This is a genomic window from Paenibacillus sp. J22FR83, from assembly GCF_059691955.1.
This window is the reverse complement of sequence record NZ_JCAUAM010000006.1, coordinates 19,947-36,837: the sequence shown is the minus strand read 5'-3', so window position 1 is coordinate 36,837 and position 16,891 is coordinate 19,947. Positions and strand designations below refer to the sequence as shown.

The 16,891-nt window shown below is 44.7% G+C and carries 7 protein-coding genes; all 7 read left to right on the top strand.

All coding sequences use genetic code 11. The features are described 5' to 3' along the window. The first annotated feature begins 6 nt into the window (after nucleotides 1–6). The 7 genes from AC58PV_RS12425 (at nucleotide 7) to AC58PV_RS12395 (ending at nucleotide 16,873) form a co-directional block, all read left to right on the top strand. Nucleotides 7–1,563 (top strand): extracellular solute-binding protein, encoded by a 1,557-nt coding sequence (locus AC58PV_RS12425; protein ID WP_497432549.1) that lies wholly within the window; start codon nucleotides 7–9, stop codon nucleotides 1,561–1,563. Nucleotides 1,564–1,646: 83 nt separating this feature from the next. Beyond that, entirely contained in the window at nucleotides 1,647–3,905 is a 2,259-nt protein-coding gene (locus AC58PV_RS12420; RefSeq protein WP_497432548.1) for a helix-turn-helix domain-containing protein, read from the top strand. A gap of 272 nt (nucleotides 3,906–4,177) precedes the next feature. After that, nucleotides 4,178–12,832: a cadherin-like beta sandwich domain-containing protein gene (locus AC58PV_RS12415; protein WP_497432547.1), complete on the top strand. Its 8,655-nt coding sequence runs from the start codon at nucleotides 4,178–4,180 to the stop codon at nucleotides 12,830–12,832. Between the two features lie 337 nt (nucleotides 12,833–13,169). Continuing rightward, complete coding sequence (locus AC58PV_RS12410; RefSeq protein ID WP_497432546.1) at nucleotides 13,170–13,739, top strand: nucleotidyltransferase family protein; 570 nt, start codon at nucleotides 13,170–13,172, stop codon at nucleotides 13,737–13,739. A gap of 292 nt (nucleotides 13,740–14,031) precedes the next feature. Then, nucleotides 14,032–14,427, top strand: coding sequence for a VOC family protein (locus AC58PV_RS12405; RefSeq protein ID WP_497432545.1), 396 nt, complete (start codon nucleotides 14,032–14,034; stop codon nucleotides 14,425–14,427). A gap of 351 nt (nucleotides 14,428–14,778) precedes the next feature. Continuing rightward, entirely contained in the window at nucleotides 14,779–15,690 is a 912-nt protein-coding gene (locus AC58PV_RS12400) for an aminoglycoside phosphotransferase family protein (protein WP_497432544.1), read from the top strand. 136 nt (nucleotides 15,691–15,826) lie between these two features. Beyond that, nucleotides 15,827–16,873: a YkvI family membrane protein gene (locus tag AC58PV_RS12395; RefSeq protein ID WP_497432543.1), complete on the top strand. Its 1,047-nt coding sequence runs from the start codon at nucleotides 15,827–15,829 to the stop codon at nucleotides 16,871–16,873. Nucleotides 16,874–16,891: the final 18 nt, after the last annotated feature.

The window sequence follows — 16,891 nt, the reverse complement described above, 5'->3', positions numbered from 1 at the left end:
GTTTGTATGCGACAAATGAAGGGTCAATTGAAAACTGGGTTAGCTGTTACTTGCACGACAGTCATAATGGCGTCTGTATTAGCAGCTTGTGGTGGTGGAGATCCCGTAAGTGACAGTACGAAGACTACGCCTGGGAGTACGGGGAGTACGAGCACCGCTCAAAAGCAGATCAAATTCAGCATGATGTCTCCTTTCTATGGCCAGCAGCCACCGGCGACAGATGATACGAATGCGGCTTTCAAAGCCATTCAGGAGCAGACGAATAGTAAGCTAGATATTACGTTCGTTCCTGGCGCGTCCTATAATGATAAGTTGAATGTGACGATCGCTTCCGGCAATCTCCCACAAGCGATGGTCGTCTTGGACACCAAAAATTCGGCGATTATTAATGCTGTCCGTTCCGGCGCATTTTGGGAAATCGGCCCGTACCTCAAAGATTTTCCGAAAATTAGTAAGTACTGGAATGATAAGATAGCAAACAATATTTCTGTAGATGGTAAAATATATGGGCTCTACCGTGACCGTCCTTTTGCTAGAAAAGGTATCATCTTCCGTCAAGACTGGCTCGATAACCTCGGGCTGCAGCAGCCGAAAACCGTAGATGATCTGTATAATGTTGCGAAAGCATTTACCTTAAACGACCCTGATCAGAACGGGAAGAATGATACGTACGGTCTGACTTTGACCGATGATAACTTGATCACGGATGCGAGTCTTGTCCTTGTTACTGCATTAGGCGGCTTTAATCAGTGGGGCGTGCAGGACGGCAAGGTGATACCTGACTTTATGACCAAAGAATACATGGATTCACTCAAGCTGCTCAAAAAAATGTATGATGAGAAGCTGATTAATCAGGACTTCGGCGCCATCAAAGGAACCAAATTGCATGAAAACATTAATTCAGGCAAGGCTGGTATCTATCTAGCAAGTATCGATGACGCACCGAATAAGCATGCTGATCTGTACAAATTGAATCCGAAGGCCAAGATGGATTTCGTCATCGGGCTGCAAGGGCCGAAGGGAGTTAAACTACCTGCGAATTCGGGCTATTCCGGTGTATTCATGTTCCCTAAATCTAGTGTGAAAACAGAAGCGGAACTGAAGGATATCTTAACTTACTTCGAGAAAAATCTGCAGGACGATGTATTGAAAACGTTTGCGTGGGGTGTGGAAGGCGTTCATTATAAAACAGAGAACGGTAATCCCGTATTCACTAACGAGCAATTATATAAGGATCAAGTTGGTGACCTCGGGCAGCTTCGTATCGCGCCTTCAACCTTGGCCTGGCCGACGGAACCTGATATGGGGAAAAAAGTGAAGAAGCTATATGAAGAAGGGGTCGCTAATGCCGTGCCAAGTGTCATCGAGCCGTTCCTTTCCCCGACGAAAACGCAGCTGGGCTCGGAGCTCGATAAGCTGATCAACGATGCTCGCGTTCGTTTCATCATGGGCGAGATCGATGAGGCTGGCTTTAATAAAGTCACGGAGGAATGGCGCAAAAAGGGCGGCGATAAGATCATCGAGGAATTTACAGCTGAACAAAAAAAGGCTCAACAAAAATAAGGGTAATACGAAGCTGCGCTTCTTCCCTGTATAAATTGGGGGAGAGGCGCTGCAATGATTGATATTTCTGTGGGGGCTTGTTTATGAAATTACGTGCGTCTACCTTTTTATCCAGGCTCATATGGTTTACACTGCTGCTCGCGACGATTCCTGTCATGATACTGGGGGCTTTTTCCTATTATCAGGCTTCGAACGCGGTGCAGACCAAGGTCTATGAGAGCAATCAGCACATGCTGAAACAGACAGAATCACAAATTGAACAGTTACTGAGGCTGATTGATTACTCGGCTATTCAATATATGAATCAACCGGTCGTGATCGACGCCCTTAAGGGAGAATTAGCTGGTACGGACGGATACGTTCAGAAAGTGAAGAGTCTGCTCGAATCGATGAGTAAGCTGCAAAGCAATGAGCTCGGTACGATGGGGATGGAACTTATAAGCATAGCCAACAAATGGTCCATTAGCGATACGGGTTTGTCCATGATGGAAGCGAAAGCTGTGGAAGGGTATGCGGGATGGGTGAATGATCCTAGAACGTCATTCTGGTCCACAAGTTCTACTGGAATGAAACTCATTAAGAAAATACCAGCGTATTCCCCTAATCCGTCGGGGCTGCTGATCATGTCGATTCCGATTTATGATGTCAATAGTTTAATCAACAAGGATACAATGATGGGCAACGTTCTGCTGTTAGATGATCAAGAGGTCGTCTTCGCTGGCAATGCTGCTAATCTGCTTGGGAAGCAGATTCAAGAACTAAAGATCGGCTGGAATCCATCCATTACTACTGCGGAGCAGGGTTTCTATACATCCCGTTCGGAAAGGGAGCGTGTCGGAATCAGTTACCGGAAGTCCAATTATAACGGTTGGACGTATGTATCGGTGGTGTCCATCGATGAACTAAACAAGGAATCGCAGGGCATAGGGTGGTTCACCCTGTATATTTGTCTTGGTATTTTATTGTTAGCTCTACTCATTTCTTATTTAGGTTCAAGGAAGATGTATAAACCGATTCGGAAGTTGTATGAAGTCGTGCGCAGTTCCCCTGAAACCGTCGGCACCGAGGGGGCTATTGATGAATTCGAATTTATTAATCTGCGTTTTCGAGGGTTGATGCAGAGGGAGTCAAGTCTATTACAAGAGGTTTTGGGACAGTCCCATCAAATGAGGGAATACTTTGTTTTCAAGCTTTTCCAGAGCGATATGGCGAGGACCGAAGCTCAGGATAAGCTGGAGGCTTTCGGTCATCCAACAGCGTGGAATAACATGTGTGTCATGACAATCCAGATCGATACGTTATCCGATACGCGTTTTGAAGAAGAGGATCAGGATTTACTGCTTTTTGCAATAAACAATATCGTTTCCGAGCTTGTTGCCCCTGAGCAGAGGCTGCCGCCTGTCGTTATGGGAGACTCCCAGGTTACTTTGCTAGGAGGTGCCGAGACAGATCCCAAGCTGTTTAAGAGTCTTCTTGACACGGCAGCACATCAGATCATGCAGATGATCAAACGTTATCTAGCGTTGAAAGTAAGCATTGGTTTCAGCCATATGTTTAACGACATTAAGCAAATCCGTCATGGCTATGGCGAATCGTTGCAAGCGCTGAAGTACCGCATGAATCTGGGGGAAGAGTCGATTCTGTTCATTGAAGATGTGCAGCCAGAGAAGAGCATGCAGTTGAGTTATCCAGATGCTGCGGAGCGGCAGCTGCTGGACGCCTTGAAGCTTGCGGACCGCGAGCAGGCTACTCGCTGTCTTCATCAATTCATAGCCACGCTTGCTGGCGATGAGCGAACACATGAAGAGTATTTCATGTCCTTCGTCCGTCTTCTCGTGCAAATGCTGCAGGCTGTGAAGGACGCAGGCGTGGTGCCTAAACATCTATACCCTGATGAGCAAACCTTGTTTATACAACTGTTTCAATTGAAAACCGTGAGTGAGGTGGAACGGTGGTTTCTAGATGTGGTCATGCTTCCGTTCCTCATTCACTTGGAACATAAGCTAGATGCGCAGTATCAGAGCATATCTAGTCAAATTATTCATATGATAGAGACGGGCTTCGATACCGATCTTTCACTAGAAGTGTGCGCACGCCGCATGAATTACAGCCCGAATTATTTGACCAAAGTATTCCGCAAGGAGACAGGTGTTAATTTCAGTGATTACTTATCGGAGTATCGGATGAGCATGGCGAAACAATGGCTGTTAGAAACGGATATGAAAGTATCCGAGATCGCGGAGAAGTTGAAGTATAATACGCCAGCCAATTTTATTCGTTATTTCCGCAAATTGGAGGGAACGACGCCTGGTCAGTTTCGTGAGCGTTTTTTAAAGAAATAGAGGGATACAGAAGAGCTTGCCATGTGGCGGCTCTTTCGTTTTATTCCAGCGTTAATGATTAGCAAACAAGTGAACAAATGTAGGACATTGGTAGCATAATTTCGACATAAACTATTAAAAAATTAATACTTTTCTAAACATTACATGATAAAATACCGATATAATCATTATAAACATCGACAAATTCCTACAAGTGGTAGGTAATTAGAAGTGGTATTAGAGGACTACCTTTGTGTCTCTGTTGATGAAAACTAGGAAAAGAGGTATAAACGTTGAACAGACGTCGGAAAGCCGGATGGGCCAAACTATTAATTGCTGCACTGCTATTCCAGTACATACCGTTTTTATACGGCGGGTCGAGTGTAGCTCAAGCTCAAGATGTGGCTCCCGGGACTAACACAGTGCTGCAGAATACATACGGTCCTGCAACAAAAATTACGGATTATACGTGGCAGAGAGTAACAACGAATCTTTCACCTGGTGCAAGACAAGGTGCTTCCATGGTATTTGACGAAATGGCTGAGAATGTGGTCATGTTCGGAGGTCAGGGTAATAGTGGTTTATTCGATGAGACTTGGATATGGGATGGCTATGAGAAAACATGGCAGGAACTTCAACATCTAACTCCTTCTCCGTCAAAACGGAAGGGAGCAGCCATGGCTTATGATCCAGCCACGAGGAAAGTTCTTCTATTCGGAGGCGAGGGTCAGTCTGGCGCACTGCTAGGTGATACTTGGCTTTGGGATGGCATGGAAGCCAAGTGGGAGCAAGTTCAAGGGCTTACGGACACCCCGATAGCTCGCGGAGGCGCTCAGCTTGCCTATAGCGGTGATCAGTTAATTCTGTTCGGCGGATACTCAGGCAGCGGAAGTTCTAAGCATCTTCAGGACGATACTTGGCTGTGGGATGGAATTGGCTGGACTCAGGCTACGCCTGCAGATAAGCCGCCTGCATCGTATGGTGGGCAGATGGCTTTTGACGGCAAAACTGCTGTGCTTTACGGTGGGAACAAAGGCTCTATTACGAAAGAGTATACGAGTGAAGGTACGGAAGCAACGAAGACAGTTACACACGATGACAGCTCTCCGTTATTATGGAAATGGGACAGGGAAGCAAATAACTGGATTTCGACAGCTGGTCCAGAGGGATACGGACGTTGGGGGCAGGCGATGGCCTACGATGGACGGCGTGTTGTCTTTTTTGGCGGAGAACGTGATTATGTTCATACTTATAATAACGAATTGGTTCCGAGATTAAAGCTGCCGTCGAGCACATATCCACCTACGAGGGGAAGTATGGCCTATGGCTGGAATGGAACTAAGTGGGAAACTGCTCCGTTGAAATTTTCTACCGGAGTTATGTATAAAAGCAATATGGACGATAAGGGAAAGGTTTATGAAGTCCAGGGGAAACCCAATCAGGTGCCTTTTCCATTAACCAATGCCAGCATGGCGTTTGACGGCAAAAACTTCGTCATGTTCGGCGGAAATCGCGATGAAATTATGATCATGGATATGGTATTCGGCGCTAAAGTCGGTGCTGAGCCTGCAGCAATTATGAATGAAACTTGGCTGTTCGGATATACGCCACCTACAGCACCTGGTGTTAAGCTTACGGTGGATCCGATTCTTAAGTTTGATCTTAAGCATATCGATGATACCGTCAGTGTAATTACGAATGTCTATGACGATGGAACGAAAGAAATTACAGCACGAGGGGTCGAGTATCGAGAGTACTTTCCAAGTGTAGGAGAGACACCAGAGAAATTCGGCGATTGGGTTAAAGTACCATATACGGGTACAGAAGAAGGGACGAGCTCCTTTACAGTAGAATTAAAAGGCCTTACATGGCATCAAGAATATCAAACACGTGGCTATGCAACAAATATCATTGGTACAAGCTACACAGATATAAGAGGATTTAACATGAAAGATGATCCGAATATGTTAAAACCGGATGTCGATTATGACCGTGTAGGCGCTTCGGTTCTGCATGTGAAAGACAAGAAGCGATTGGTCGCAGTCGGTGTAGGCATTCCTAATTTGCTTCGTAAGCCTCTAGCTGATATTCATTACTATTTACAAAGTAAGGACGGCACTCAATATGCGCTTACTTACAATGTTATTAATGAACGTCAGTTGGAATTGACATGGAAAGATGAATTGCCGCCGGGGAAATATGATATACATCTGGAGCATGATTTCTATGAAGATTATGTATATACTGAAGGTTTGATGATAACAGCGCTAGACTTCTACAAACCAAGAAACTTCGCTAGAGTAGATGTGCCGAGCTCGTCTGCTAGCAATGAGGCAAACAGTCTTGGTCTGCAGGGGCCGTTCACGGAAGAGCCGGACCCTGATAAGGTAGGCATCTATGTGCTAAATGATACTACCGAGCCGGTAATCATTAACGATTCGGTCATGTTCAAGGGAACGAGCCTTACTGTGAACAAAAGAGTAAATCCAGCCACAATAACCGGCGATGGCCGTTTATATGTTAACGGCGGTGGAGCACTCGGTTCGAATGTGTCTTACACGATTCATGAGGGGCCGTTTACCATCACGTCAGACAAGTTCGCTTTGGATTTGAGCAGCACGCAAGCGACGGACTACTTGAACATGGATATGCCGGTCAAGGCAAGCTCGTTTATTTTTACAAAGGACGGCTTGCGTCTAACTGGTGATCTGGAAATCGGTTTGCAAGTAGGAACTCAAAAGGTGAAGGAAACGGTGCCGTTTGATGGCCTGCAATTCCGCAATAACCGCTTTTATTTGTCGGGTACCTTCACGATGAAGAATAGCTTCCAGGTAGGCCCAATCAAAGCAAGTGATACGAAATTCGTTGTGGAAAGCCGCATTCCTTATGTCGGTGTTCAGGGAACAGGCAGCTTACCAGATACGAACTTAAGTTTCGATTTGAATATGAAAACGAAACAAGGACGCTTGGATGCCGTAAGTTTTGGCATGTACAAGAAAGTAAAACTTGCTTCCACAGGTCTACAAGTCAATTATCTATTCGGCAATGTGGACAAACTTGCAGAGAAATCGCAGATTCCTCAGAAGTTCAGTGTCACTGGATCTGTGAATGATCTCATTGTTCCTGAAATGAAGCATCCACAGGCCAATTACAAGTTTAATCTAATCGGTACCGATTCCATTGATATGAATCTATCGAACTACGGCTTTAATGGCAGTGGAATTGAATACTACTATTGGCTGCCAGTGAAGAACATGGACATGCAAACAGTAGTGAATCCAGCAACCGCTGGAATCAAAGGATTTTCTGCACCGGGCTTTGCAACGAAAGGTGACATCAACCTTTTTGAAGTCGTCAAAGGAGCAATTGGCACGTACTCTTTTAATCAAAAGGGATTCAACGGTGCTATTAAAGGAACAGTTTATGTTCCAAAAGGAATTCCGCGTATTGGCGGAGCGACTGTGAGTAACGTTGCACTTAGTGTAAATGAAAAGGGTATTAATGGTACTTTCAGACATAACGGGGTAGGCGCTAATCTGAAGTATACGTTCAATAACAACACGATTCTGTTCGAAGTGGAAGCAGAGCCACCTAAGAAATCTTGGTGGGAAAAAGGTTTGGATTTCATGAACAATGTTTCTGATTTTATGGATGCAGCAGAACCATGGCTGGACATTGCGGAAGAATTGTTCTTAAGGAATACAGATTCGGGCAAAACGGTGAATGATGTCAGAATTGCTGCTGCCAACCCGCTGAAGCGAGTCTTTGATCTAGCACCTGTCAGTTTGTCTTTCCAACCGGAGGAGTCAGTTCATATTGATGCGAAAGCGCGCATTGTGAATGGACAGCTCACGTCAGTGGATCAAACACCTCTGATCACAACAGAAACGAATGCTTCCAATGGGAAGTCGACGGCTTCTTTCACGGTGGATCATTCCTATACAGCACTTATTGCCCTAACAGGAGATCAACGGACTGCTGCACTGAAAGGTACTGCTTCTAAACAAAGTTATGAGCAGACCGTGTATCCGGAAATCAGCTATGACGCTGACAACCAAATGACCTATATGCGTGTAGTGTTGTTTGCAGGCAAATGGAGCCTGACAACAAGCGGTAATAGTCACATTCAAGTGAATGAACTGTTATTTGCCAGCGAGTCGCTGAAGTTGGATGAATTGGCGAAGCAGTGGTCGCAAACACCAGATCGCTCGGTTACTACGCTTACAGTGAAAGAGCGTGGAAGCTACGTCCTTAAAGTTGGTGAAGCTCAAGGGGATATTATTGTCTATAAGCCAGACGGACGTCCTTATAGCTTACAGACAGCACAGAACGAACCAGATTGGAATGCTTTCGAAGAAAAAGGTTACGTGTACACGTTGGTGGATGCGGTTGAGGCAGGAACTTGGATGATCAGCGCAGGCACAAGTCCAAGCGCCGTATTAAACAGCGTTCCGTCCAAAACGAAAATAGAGGATGTCATGCAAGGGGTACAGGATCAAGTTTATCCTACCGTGTTTGATATGACTCCGACAGAAAATGGCCAAGCGATCGTAGAGATTTATGGCGCAAATGAACAGACGAAACTGTATACGCCAAAAGGTGATCTGTACAAGCTTCAACCTAACACTGGTCTGCCAGGAATGAATGTTCTGTATGACGAATCACAGCAAAAGAAAACGATTTTCCTAGACGATGTTGATTTGAAGGGACAGTGGAAAGTTGTAAGCAGCTCTTATACAAGTGTTATTGCCTACAAGTCAACTAGGAAGTTCAAGTCAATTAAACCTTTGGCGATGGAAGGCCGATTCAGCAAATATCTTGAGATTGCTGAGAATGGCAATTACATGCTAACGGTGAGCGGCGGCAATGCCAATACTGTCATTACAGCACCTGACGGTACGCCGTACACACTGAACTTCGATGCTCCTGACGGCAACGCCTATTTACAGCCGGCTTCAGACCGAGTATCAAGTTCAAACTCAAGCGGAGATCCGCTCCAACAGACGAAGATCTCTACACCAAATCCAGTGAATGACGGCAGAGATACACTTTATGTGTCACTTCTGAATGCGCCAGCTGGCAAATGGATGATTCAAAATGCTACAAAAGTTGATCTGCAAATTCAGAAATTAATTCCTCAGCCTGAAATTAAAGCTTCAGTGAATGCTGTAGCTGGCGTGGAAAATCGTATTCAAGTAACGTGGTCCATGGAGAATGCATCGTCTGATGCGCAAGTAACCATGATGTTAACAGACAGTGCTGATCAATGGGTTGGAGAAGTTATTCAAAGCGGTTTGCCATCATCCGGCAGTAAAGCTATTGATCTTCCGACTTCCTTGCTGCCTGGAACTTATTATCTTTCTGTTGTAGGAGAAAGTGCAGATCAAGCACCGATCCATGCTATTACGGATGCAACTGTAGAGGTGACTGCTCCTATATCGTTGAGCACACCTGAGCAACCTGAGGTGCTTTCTACTGGAAATGGAGAAATATCCTTGCGCTGGGCTTCAATTGCAGGTGATGTGACAGCTTATCGCATTTGGGCTAGTGAAAGCACGAGTGGTAAAGCTGCAGTTCCAATCATGGATCTGGCTCCTCAAGCGGGAAGTGAGCAAAATGCTGTTATTACCGAGTTGACTTCTGGTAAAAAATACGATGTCTCTGTCTCAGCTATTGGCAATGAGCAAGGACGTATTGTGCTCAGCCTAACGTCTGCGAGTGTGTTGACAGATTTGCCAGTTCCACAACCGTCAACGTTATCTGTGGCGATTGACGCTGGTGCAAAAGCAGTCATTGAACAATCGTATACGTCGTACGACGGAAATAAAGAGAAGCTGATGCTTACTGCAGCTGAACAAGCCTCCTTGAAGGTGACTGCTGATCAAGATGCTACTGTGACTTTGTTCGTAAACGGACAGCAGCTTGGCAGCAATGAGCAAGTAACTGCAGGAGGAACTGCCACATTTGTTCTGCAAGATCTGCTTCAAGTTGCCGTATTGAAAGAACGGGAATATAACCTGTTAGTTGAATCTGTGAATGTGCGCGGTGACCGCTCTACGGAATATCGCAAGTTGTTCATTGACCGCACTGGACCGATGTTAATCGCTTCAGGTGGTGATGACGCGCAAGGCAAGCCGATCTCACTGAATGGTATTGTCACAGATATTAGCAGAATTTATATAACTGGCCAAACAGATACGGGAGCTAAACTTGTTGTTAATGGTATCAATGTTCCATTGGATGATAAAGGGAAATTCTATTATTACGCACCATTGCCGTGGGGAGCATCAACCGATCGCGTACAGTTTACGATGACGGCTACTGATGGAGTTGGCAACAAAACCGAGTATGGATTTGAAATCATCCGAGGTATACCTGAAGCGATTCCGGCAACACCTAGCGATCTTGCGGCACTGACAACGGGCAATGCACAGATGAGTGCTCCGTATCAATTCGGTACAACCACTTATCAAGCATCCGCTTATTCGGACAATGTTCGTGTGTTTGCAGTTCCGATGGCGGCTACTTCTATCGTGACGATTGACGGCACAACAGTTCCTGAGAGCGGTTATGTCGATGTCGCAGTACCTGCTAATGGGAAATCGGTATCCATCAAAGTTCATTCGGCTAGCGCAGGTGATAAGTTCTACACACTTGCTCTTGATGGAACAGGTTCCAGCGAAGCCTTATTGACTGCATTGAAGCTGAACAATGTCACGGCATCCCAACCGGGAGATGTACTTCCGGCGAAAACTTTCACAGGGACGGAAGAAAACTATGCCGTTTATGTGGATAATACCGTAGACACAGTAACCTTGACACCTGGTGCCTTGAAAGTCGGTTCCGGCATTGAAGTCAATGGTCAATTGGTTCAGGGCGGGCAAGCTTCTCAGGCGATTCAGCTGCAGATTGGCAAGAATGAAGTGCCTGTGGTTGTGACCTCACCAGACAAATCGGAAAAACGTAAGTACCAAGTAACTGTAGTTCGAGAAGTAAGCGGTAATGCACAACTGCAAAGCTTGGGACTTGCTACTGACGGAGCTCAGTTGTTAACTGAATTCAACCCAGCCGTATCCAATTATGAGGTTCTTGTACCTTATACAGCTGGTGAGTTTAAGCTTCTGCCAGTTGCTGCTCAATCGGATGCAGTCATCTACATCAATGGTCAAAAGGTAACGAACGGAATAGTCTTGTCACTTCCACTTACGAAGGATGCACAAACCTTTACTATTAAGGTGGAAGCTCAAGATGGTACCGCGCTCTCCTATGCAGTTTCTGTATTGCGTAAGCAGACAGTGCCTGGTCAGCCGCCATTACTGGCGAGTTTAGAGACTGATACTATCTTGGACGGTGCTTTCACGCCATACAAGCTTAAATACGGAACGCTTTCAGTAACTGAAGGCTATAGCGCGTTAATTAAGGCGATTACCAATGATCCAGACGCGACTGTAACGGTGCGGAATGTAAAACGTAAAGGCGGAGGCACTTTTACACCTGCTTTAGAAATTGGAAGCAATACCATTATCGTCAATGTGGAGTCAGCTGATCTTAAGTCTTCACAAACGTATTCCATCGACGTCAAACGTGTACCGGAATCTAGTGATACTAACATCCGCCAAACGACTGTCGCAGGAAGTTCTGGAGGTTGGACATTCCAAACCAACATCGTGCGAACCCAATCGGTAGATCGCAAAACGCTTGATACCGTGAAATTGAATACTTCAGATGCACGTAAGATCTTGGAAAAGGCTGCAGAGAATAAGGATCATGTTGCTCGTATCTATGTAACAGACTTACCAGACAGTCCTGCAGATGAGCGAATTGTCAGCTTAAATGCTGAAACGGTAAGCTTGCTTGCAGATGGTGGGATGGCGCTGCAACTGGTGTTGCCTGATGGGCAAATCACAGTATCAGTAGAGTCCCTACAGCAAATGGGCAAAGACGGAAAAGATGCTTACTTCCGAATTGTTCCAGTCCGTGCTGAGGCTGAGCGCAGTGAAGTAACAACACGCGTGCAATCCGCTGATCTTGTGCTCAAAGATGCAGAAGGTAGATCGGTCACCATAATCGGTCAACCTCTTAAGATTGAGACCAACTATTCGGGATACAAGACGGAAGTCGTGTTCCCGCTGAATAACTTGAGTTTGCCAGAAAACGCAGCAGCGGCTAAACAAGTACTGGATGGGCTTGCTGTGTACATTGAACATAGCGACGGCGAAAAGGTGCTTACGCAAGGAGAAATCCGTTATGATGCGGATGGCAAACCAATCGGGATTGCTATTGAGATCAGTAAATTCAGTACATTTACCATTATTCAGAAAAATGGAGCGGGAGCGCTGAAACCTTATTTGTCCGGTTACCCAGACGGTACATTCCACCCATCGCAAGCCATTACGCGTGCGGAATTGGCGACAATTCTGAATCGTATTGGTGCTGCTAAGTCGGGCAATGCATCAGTTTCGGCACAACCGAGTGGTTATCCGGACGTTGCCAAAGGACATTGGGCTGCAGAAGCCATTGCCAATATGCAGCGCGCAGGAGTGATGCTCGGAGATGATACCGGCTTCCGCCCTAATGATGCAATTACTCGCGGCGAGATTGCTAACATTGCTGCTAGACTGCTTCCTGTTGGAGCAACTGGATACACTGCTTATGCAGGTTACAGCGATACGCAAGAGCACTGGGCTTTCGAAGCGATTAAGCAAGCTTCGCAAGCAGGCATTTTACAGGGCTATTCCGACGGCACCTTCCTGCCGGATAATCAATTGAATCGTGCGGAAGCAGTGACGATATTAAACCGATTGTTCGGGCGACCGACAGCCGACGTGAAGTCATCCAGCTGGCCGGATGTTCCGCAGGAGCATTGGGCACTTCGTGAAATTGAATCAGCCTCGGGTACTGTACAAGTGTTGTCTGATGGCAGTGTATACGTAGTACCTAGTCATTAATAAGTTGTAAACATGAAAGCCCATGAGTCTAATCAACTCATGGGCTTTTTCTAACCCATCTGGCAGCAGAGCATTTGTACAATGAGGAAATTGCATGGTGAATGATGGGAGTAACCATATTATTAGCAGTATGGTATGCATTGTACTTGGGATTAGTAGAGGATGCCTATTCCGTGCAGCATTTACATCTGGGGTGGAGAGTAACTTCTAATGGGACGGCTCCATAGAATTACCATTTTATGTGTGGTTTTACCTGTAAAAGTGGAATAACTTTACATTAATAACTCTATCTTATATAATATGGGAATATATGTTCCTTTTAAGAGGAGTTGAGTTAATGAAAAGCAAAGAGGATATTATTGCCCTTGTACATACAGATGAATGGATGATGGACATCCTTAGGGCTGCTCGGTCCTTACAACTCCCTGATTGGTGGGTTTGTGCAGGCTTTGTTCGTTCGAAGATATGGGATTTTCTTCATGACTTTAAAGAACGAACTCCACTCTCGGATGTAGATGTTATTTATTTTGATGCATCAAATGTAAGTGAGGATATTGAAAAAAGACTGGAAGAACAGTTGAAACAATTCATCCCGAACATACCTTGGTCCGTAAAAAATCAGGCAAGAATGCATCTGATAAATAACAATTCTCCCTATTCGACTTCGACGGATGCTATGTCCAAATTCCCTGAGACAGCAACTGCTCTTGGGTTGACATTAGATGATGAGGATCATGTAGGTTTAACTGCCCCATGTGGAATTGACGATGTACTTCAAATTATCATTAGGCCAACCCCCTTTTTCATAGAGAATAAGCACCTATCAGCTATATATAATAGACGAATTGAACAGAAGAAATTTAAAGAGAAGTGGCATAAGGTGACTGTGATCCATATTACTCATTGAAAAAGATGACTTCCGATTGCTCAGAGTTCATCTAATAAATGGCGTTTATGAATGAGAAAGTAATCGTTGTGGCATAATTACGAATCCGCTTGCTTTGCGTAATTTAAGCAGTTTAATCACTCGAACTTTTGATGTGGCATTGGTTATCTTCTCCCAACATCTTAATGTCTCATAAGATAACCAATTACTTCCTGTATTATTCGGACTGGGCTTGGGCAAAGGATTGACAATGGAGAGGGCAATTCGTATGATCCGACTAGGATTATAAATAAATGCAAAGGGGTCGAATGGGATGACGACAGCTGATTGGGCGAACAAAATTACTGAGATCACATTGTTTGTAGAAGATTTGCATCGGTCGAAGGTATTTTACCAAGAGACGTTTAAACTTGCGATTATATATGAAGATGAAAACTGCACAGTGTTTAATTATGGCAATACAAGCATTAATCTGTTAAAACAATCGAATGCCCACGAATTAATTGAGCCGGCGCAGGTTGGTCGCAAAGAAGATGGCGCGCGGTTTCAGTTTACGATCCAAGTGTCAGACGTTGACCGGGTATGTAATGAACTGGAGGCATGTGGCGTTAAGTTATTGAATGGACCGATAACGCGCCCTTGGGGGCGGCGGACGGCTTGTTTTGCTGATCCAGACGGGCATGTGTGGGAGATTGCACAAGTGCTGTAATTCAGAATGGCGTGACGCGGAATTGGGAATGAAAAGAATATCGTATGAATGGGTATTACGTGCGCTCCAAGTAAATAGATGGACTTTCTACAGGTATTTGATACGATATTTCATTGAAATATCAATTAGATGTATTTTATGTAGGTAATCTCAGTGAATGGGGCAGATTCGTGGAAAATAGAGGGAATTAACTACATGTTTTACAGTTAAATCGAATATTCGAAGGAATTGCCCTAAAATAACTGTATGTTTTCCATGTAGTAACTACCAGCAGTCTGCGCCGAGCTACAGTTTCCGCACAGAAGATAATATAATGATCTGTGAAATTTTCTCATCCTAAGGAGCATTCCTATGAACCTATCCCATCTCCAAAAGCATATCCCCCTCCTGCACAGCGTAACTGAGATGACACGGATTACGAAAGGATTTTCCTTCGATAATAAGTACTTTGTATATGAAAACAGCGAAACACCTCACTATGTCTTGCGCACGGCCCCACTGGAGCAGATGAAAAAGAAGGAATTAGAATTCGAAGTTGTTACGAACGTATTTAATCGAGGGGTAATAACATCGAAACCAATACAGTTCGGCGTGATTGAATCGCTCGATGTTTGCTATATGCTGCTGAGTTATATGGAAGGTGAGGATGCCTTTGACATATTACCTTCCTTGTCGGATGACGAGCAATACCAAGTTGGTCTAGAAGCTGGACGAGAGTTGCGTATCATGCATGACATACCTGCCTCACACTCCGAAGACTGGCATGACATCAGATTCTCCAAACATTCTCGTCAATTTGAGAGTTATCGCAAATGCGGTGTTAAGCTGCCCGAAGAGGAAGCTATCGTCTCCTTTATTAATCTCAATGCGAAGTACATGCGCAATCGCCCTAATCGCTTCCAGCATGATGATTTTCATACGAGCAATCTGCTCATTCATAATCGCAACTATGCGGGGGTCATTGATTTTAACCGATACGATTGGGGAGACCCTTATCATGATTTTTTGAAAATTGCTTATTTTAGCCGCGAAATTAGTATCCCGTTCTGTAGAGGTCAAATACTGGGTTACTTCGATGGCAATGTTCCAGATGAGTTCTGGCGATTATATGCGTTGTACACGGCAATGATTATTTTCCCGACAGTTACATGGACACTGCAGGTGATCCCTGAGCAGCTCGAATCCATGTTAGGGAGAATTCGCGTTGTGTTGGGTGATCATCACAATTTTGAGAAGTGTATCCCTAATTGGTTTAATTCGTGAGTGGCGCAAATTGTGACGCTGAGTAATTGAGCAAATGTGAAAGCATAACATCAGGTCTCTCCTAATAAATGGCATATACAAGCTTATCTTACATACAATGAAGATGTATAAGATACTGCTTGACTATGGGGGAGCCATGAAGTCGAAAACGCGTATGATTTTACAAATCGCTGCAACATATATGGGGACTGTAGTGGGGGCGGGATTTGCCTCAGGCCAGTCTATTATGCATTTTTTCACCATTTATGGAACATATGGCGGTGTGGGCATAGGGATTGCAACGGCCTTTTTTATATGGATTGGGACGAAGATGATGGTCCTCTCGCATCGACTTAAAGCGTCTTCGTATCAGGAACTGAATGATTATTTGTTTGGAAAATTCTTTGGCAAAGTCGCGAATACCTTGACATTTATTATCCTATTCGGCGTGACGGCTGTGATGATGTCGGGTACTGGTTCTATTTTTGAAGAGCAATTGAGACTGCCCTATCAATTTGGAGTCATCATTAGTATGTTATTGTGCTACTTGGTCATGAACAAAGACATGCATGGGATTCTAGCCATTAATTCACTTGTGATGCCATTGATGCTTTTTTTTATGGTGCTTGTGATCATCCGAGTTGTTGGCATAGATGGAATCGGGGAAGCTGTGAATTGGCAAGAACTGCAAATGAGCGCCCATTTGAAATGGATCATGAGTCCGTTTACGTACGTCGCCTTAAATTTTGCTTTTGCCCAAGCAGTCATGGTGCCATTAGGCAGTGAGGTACAGGATGAAAGCATATTGAAATGGGGAGGTTTATGGGGAGGCATTGGGCTTGGTGTGATGCTGCTCATTAGCCATTTTGCGATACATTCGCGGATGCCGGAGATCTTGAATTTTGAAATTCCGATGGCTGAAATTATAAGAGGCTTTGGACGTTTCTTCCATGTCTTATTCATCCTGGTTATATACGGGGAAATTGTAACGACGTTAATTGGAAATGTGTTCGGACTTACCCGTCATATTGGGCGCATACGTTCATTGCCACGCAATTGGGTTGTTTTGGCTATTTTGCTGATCTGTTTAGGCATTAGTCAGGTGGGCTTCACTTCGCTTCTAACGTATTTATACCCACTCTTCGGATATATGGGGATGATCCTTCTTATTTTTCTAGTAGGAAAACCTTTGCCTAGTAAGTAATGAACATCAATAATGAAG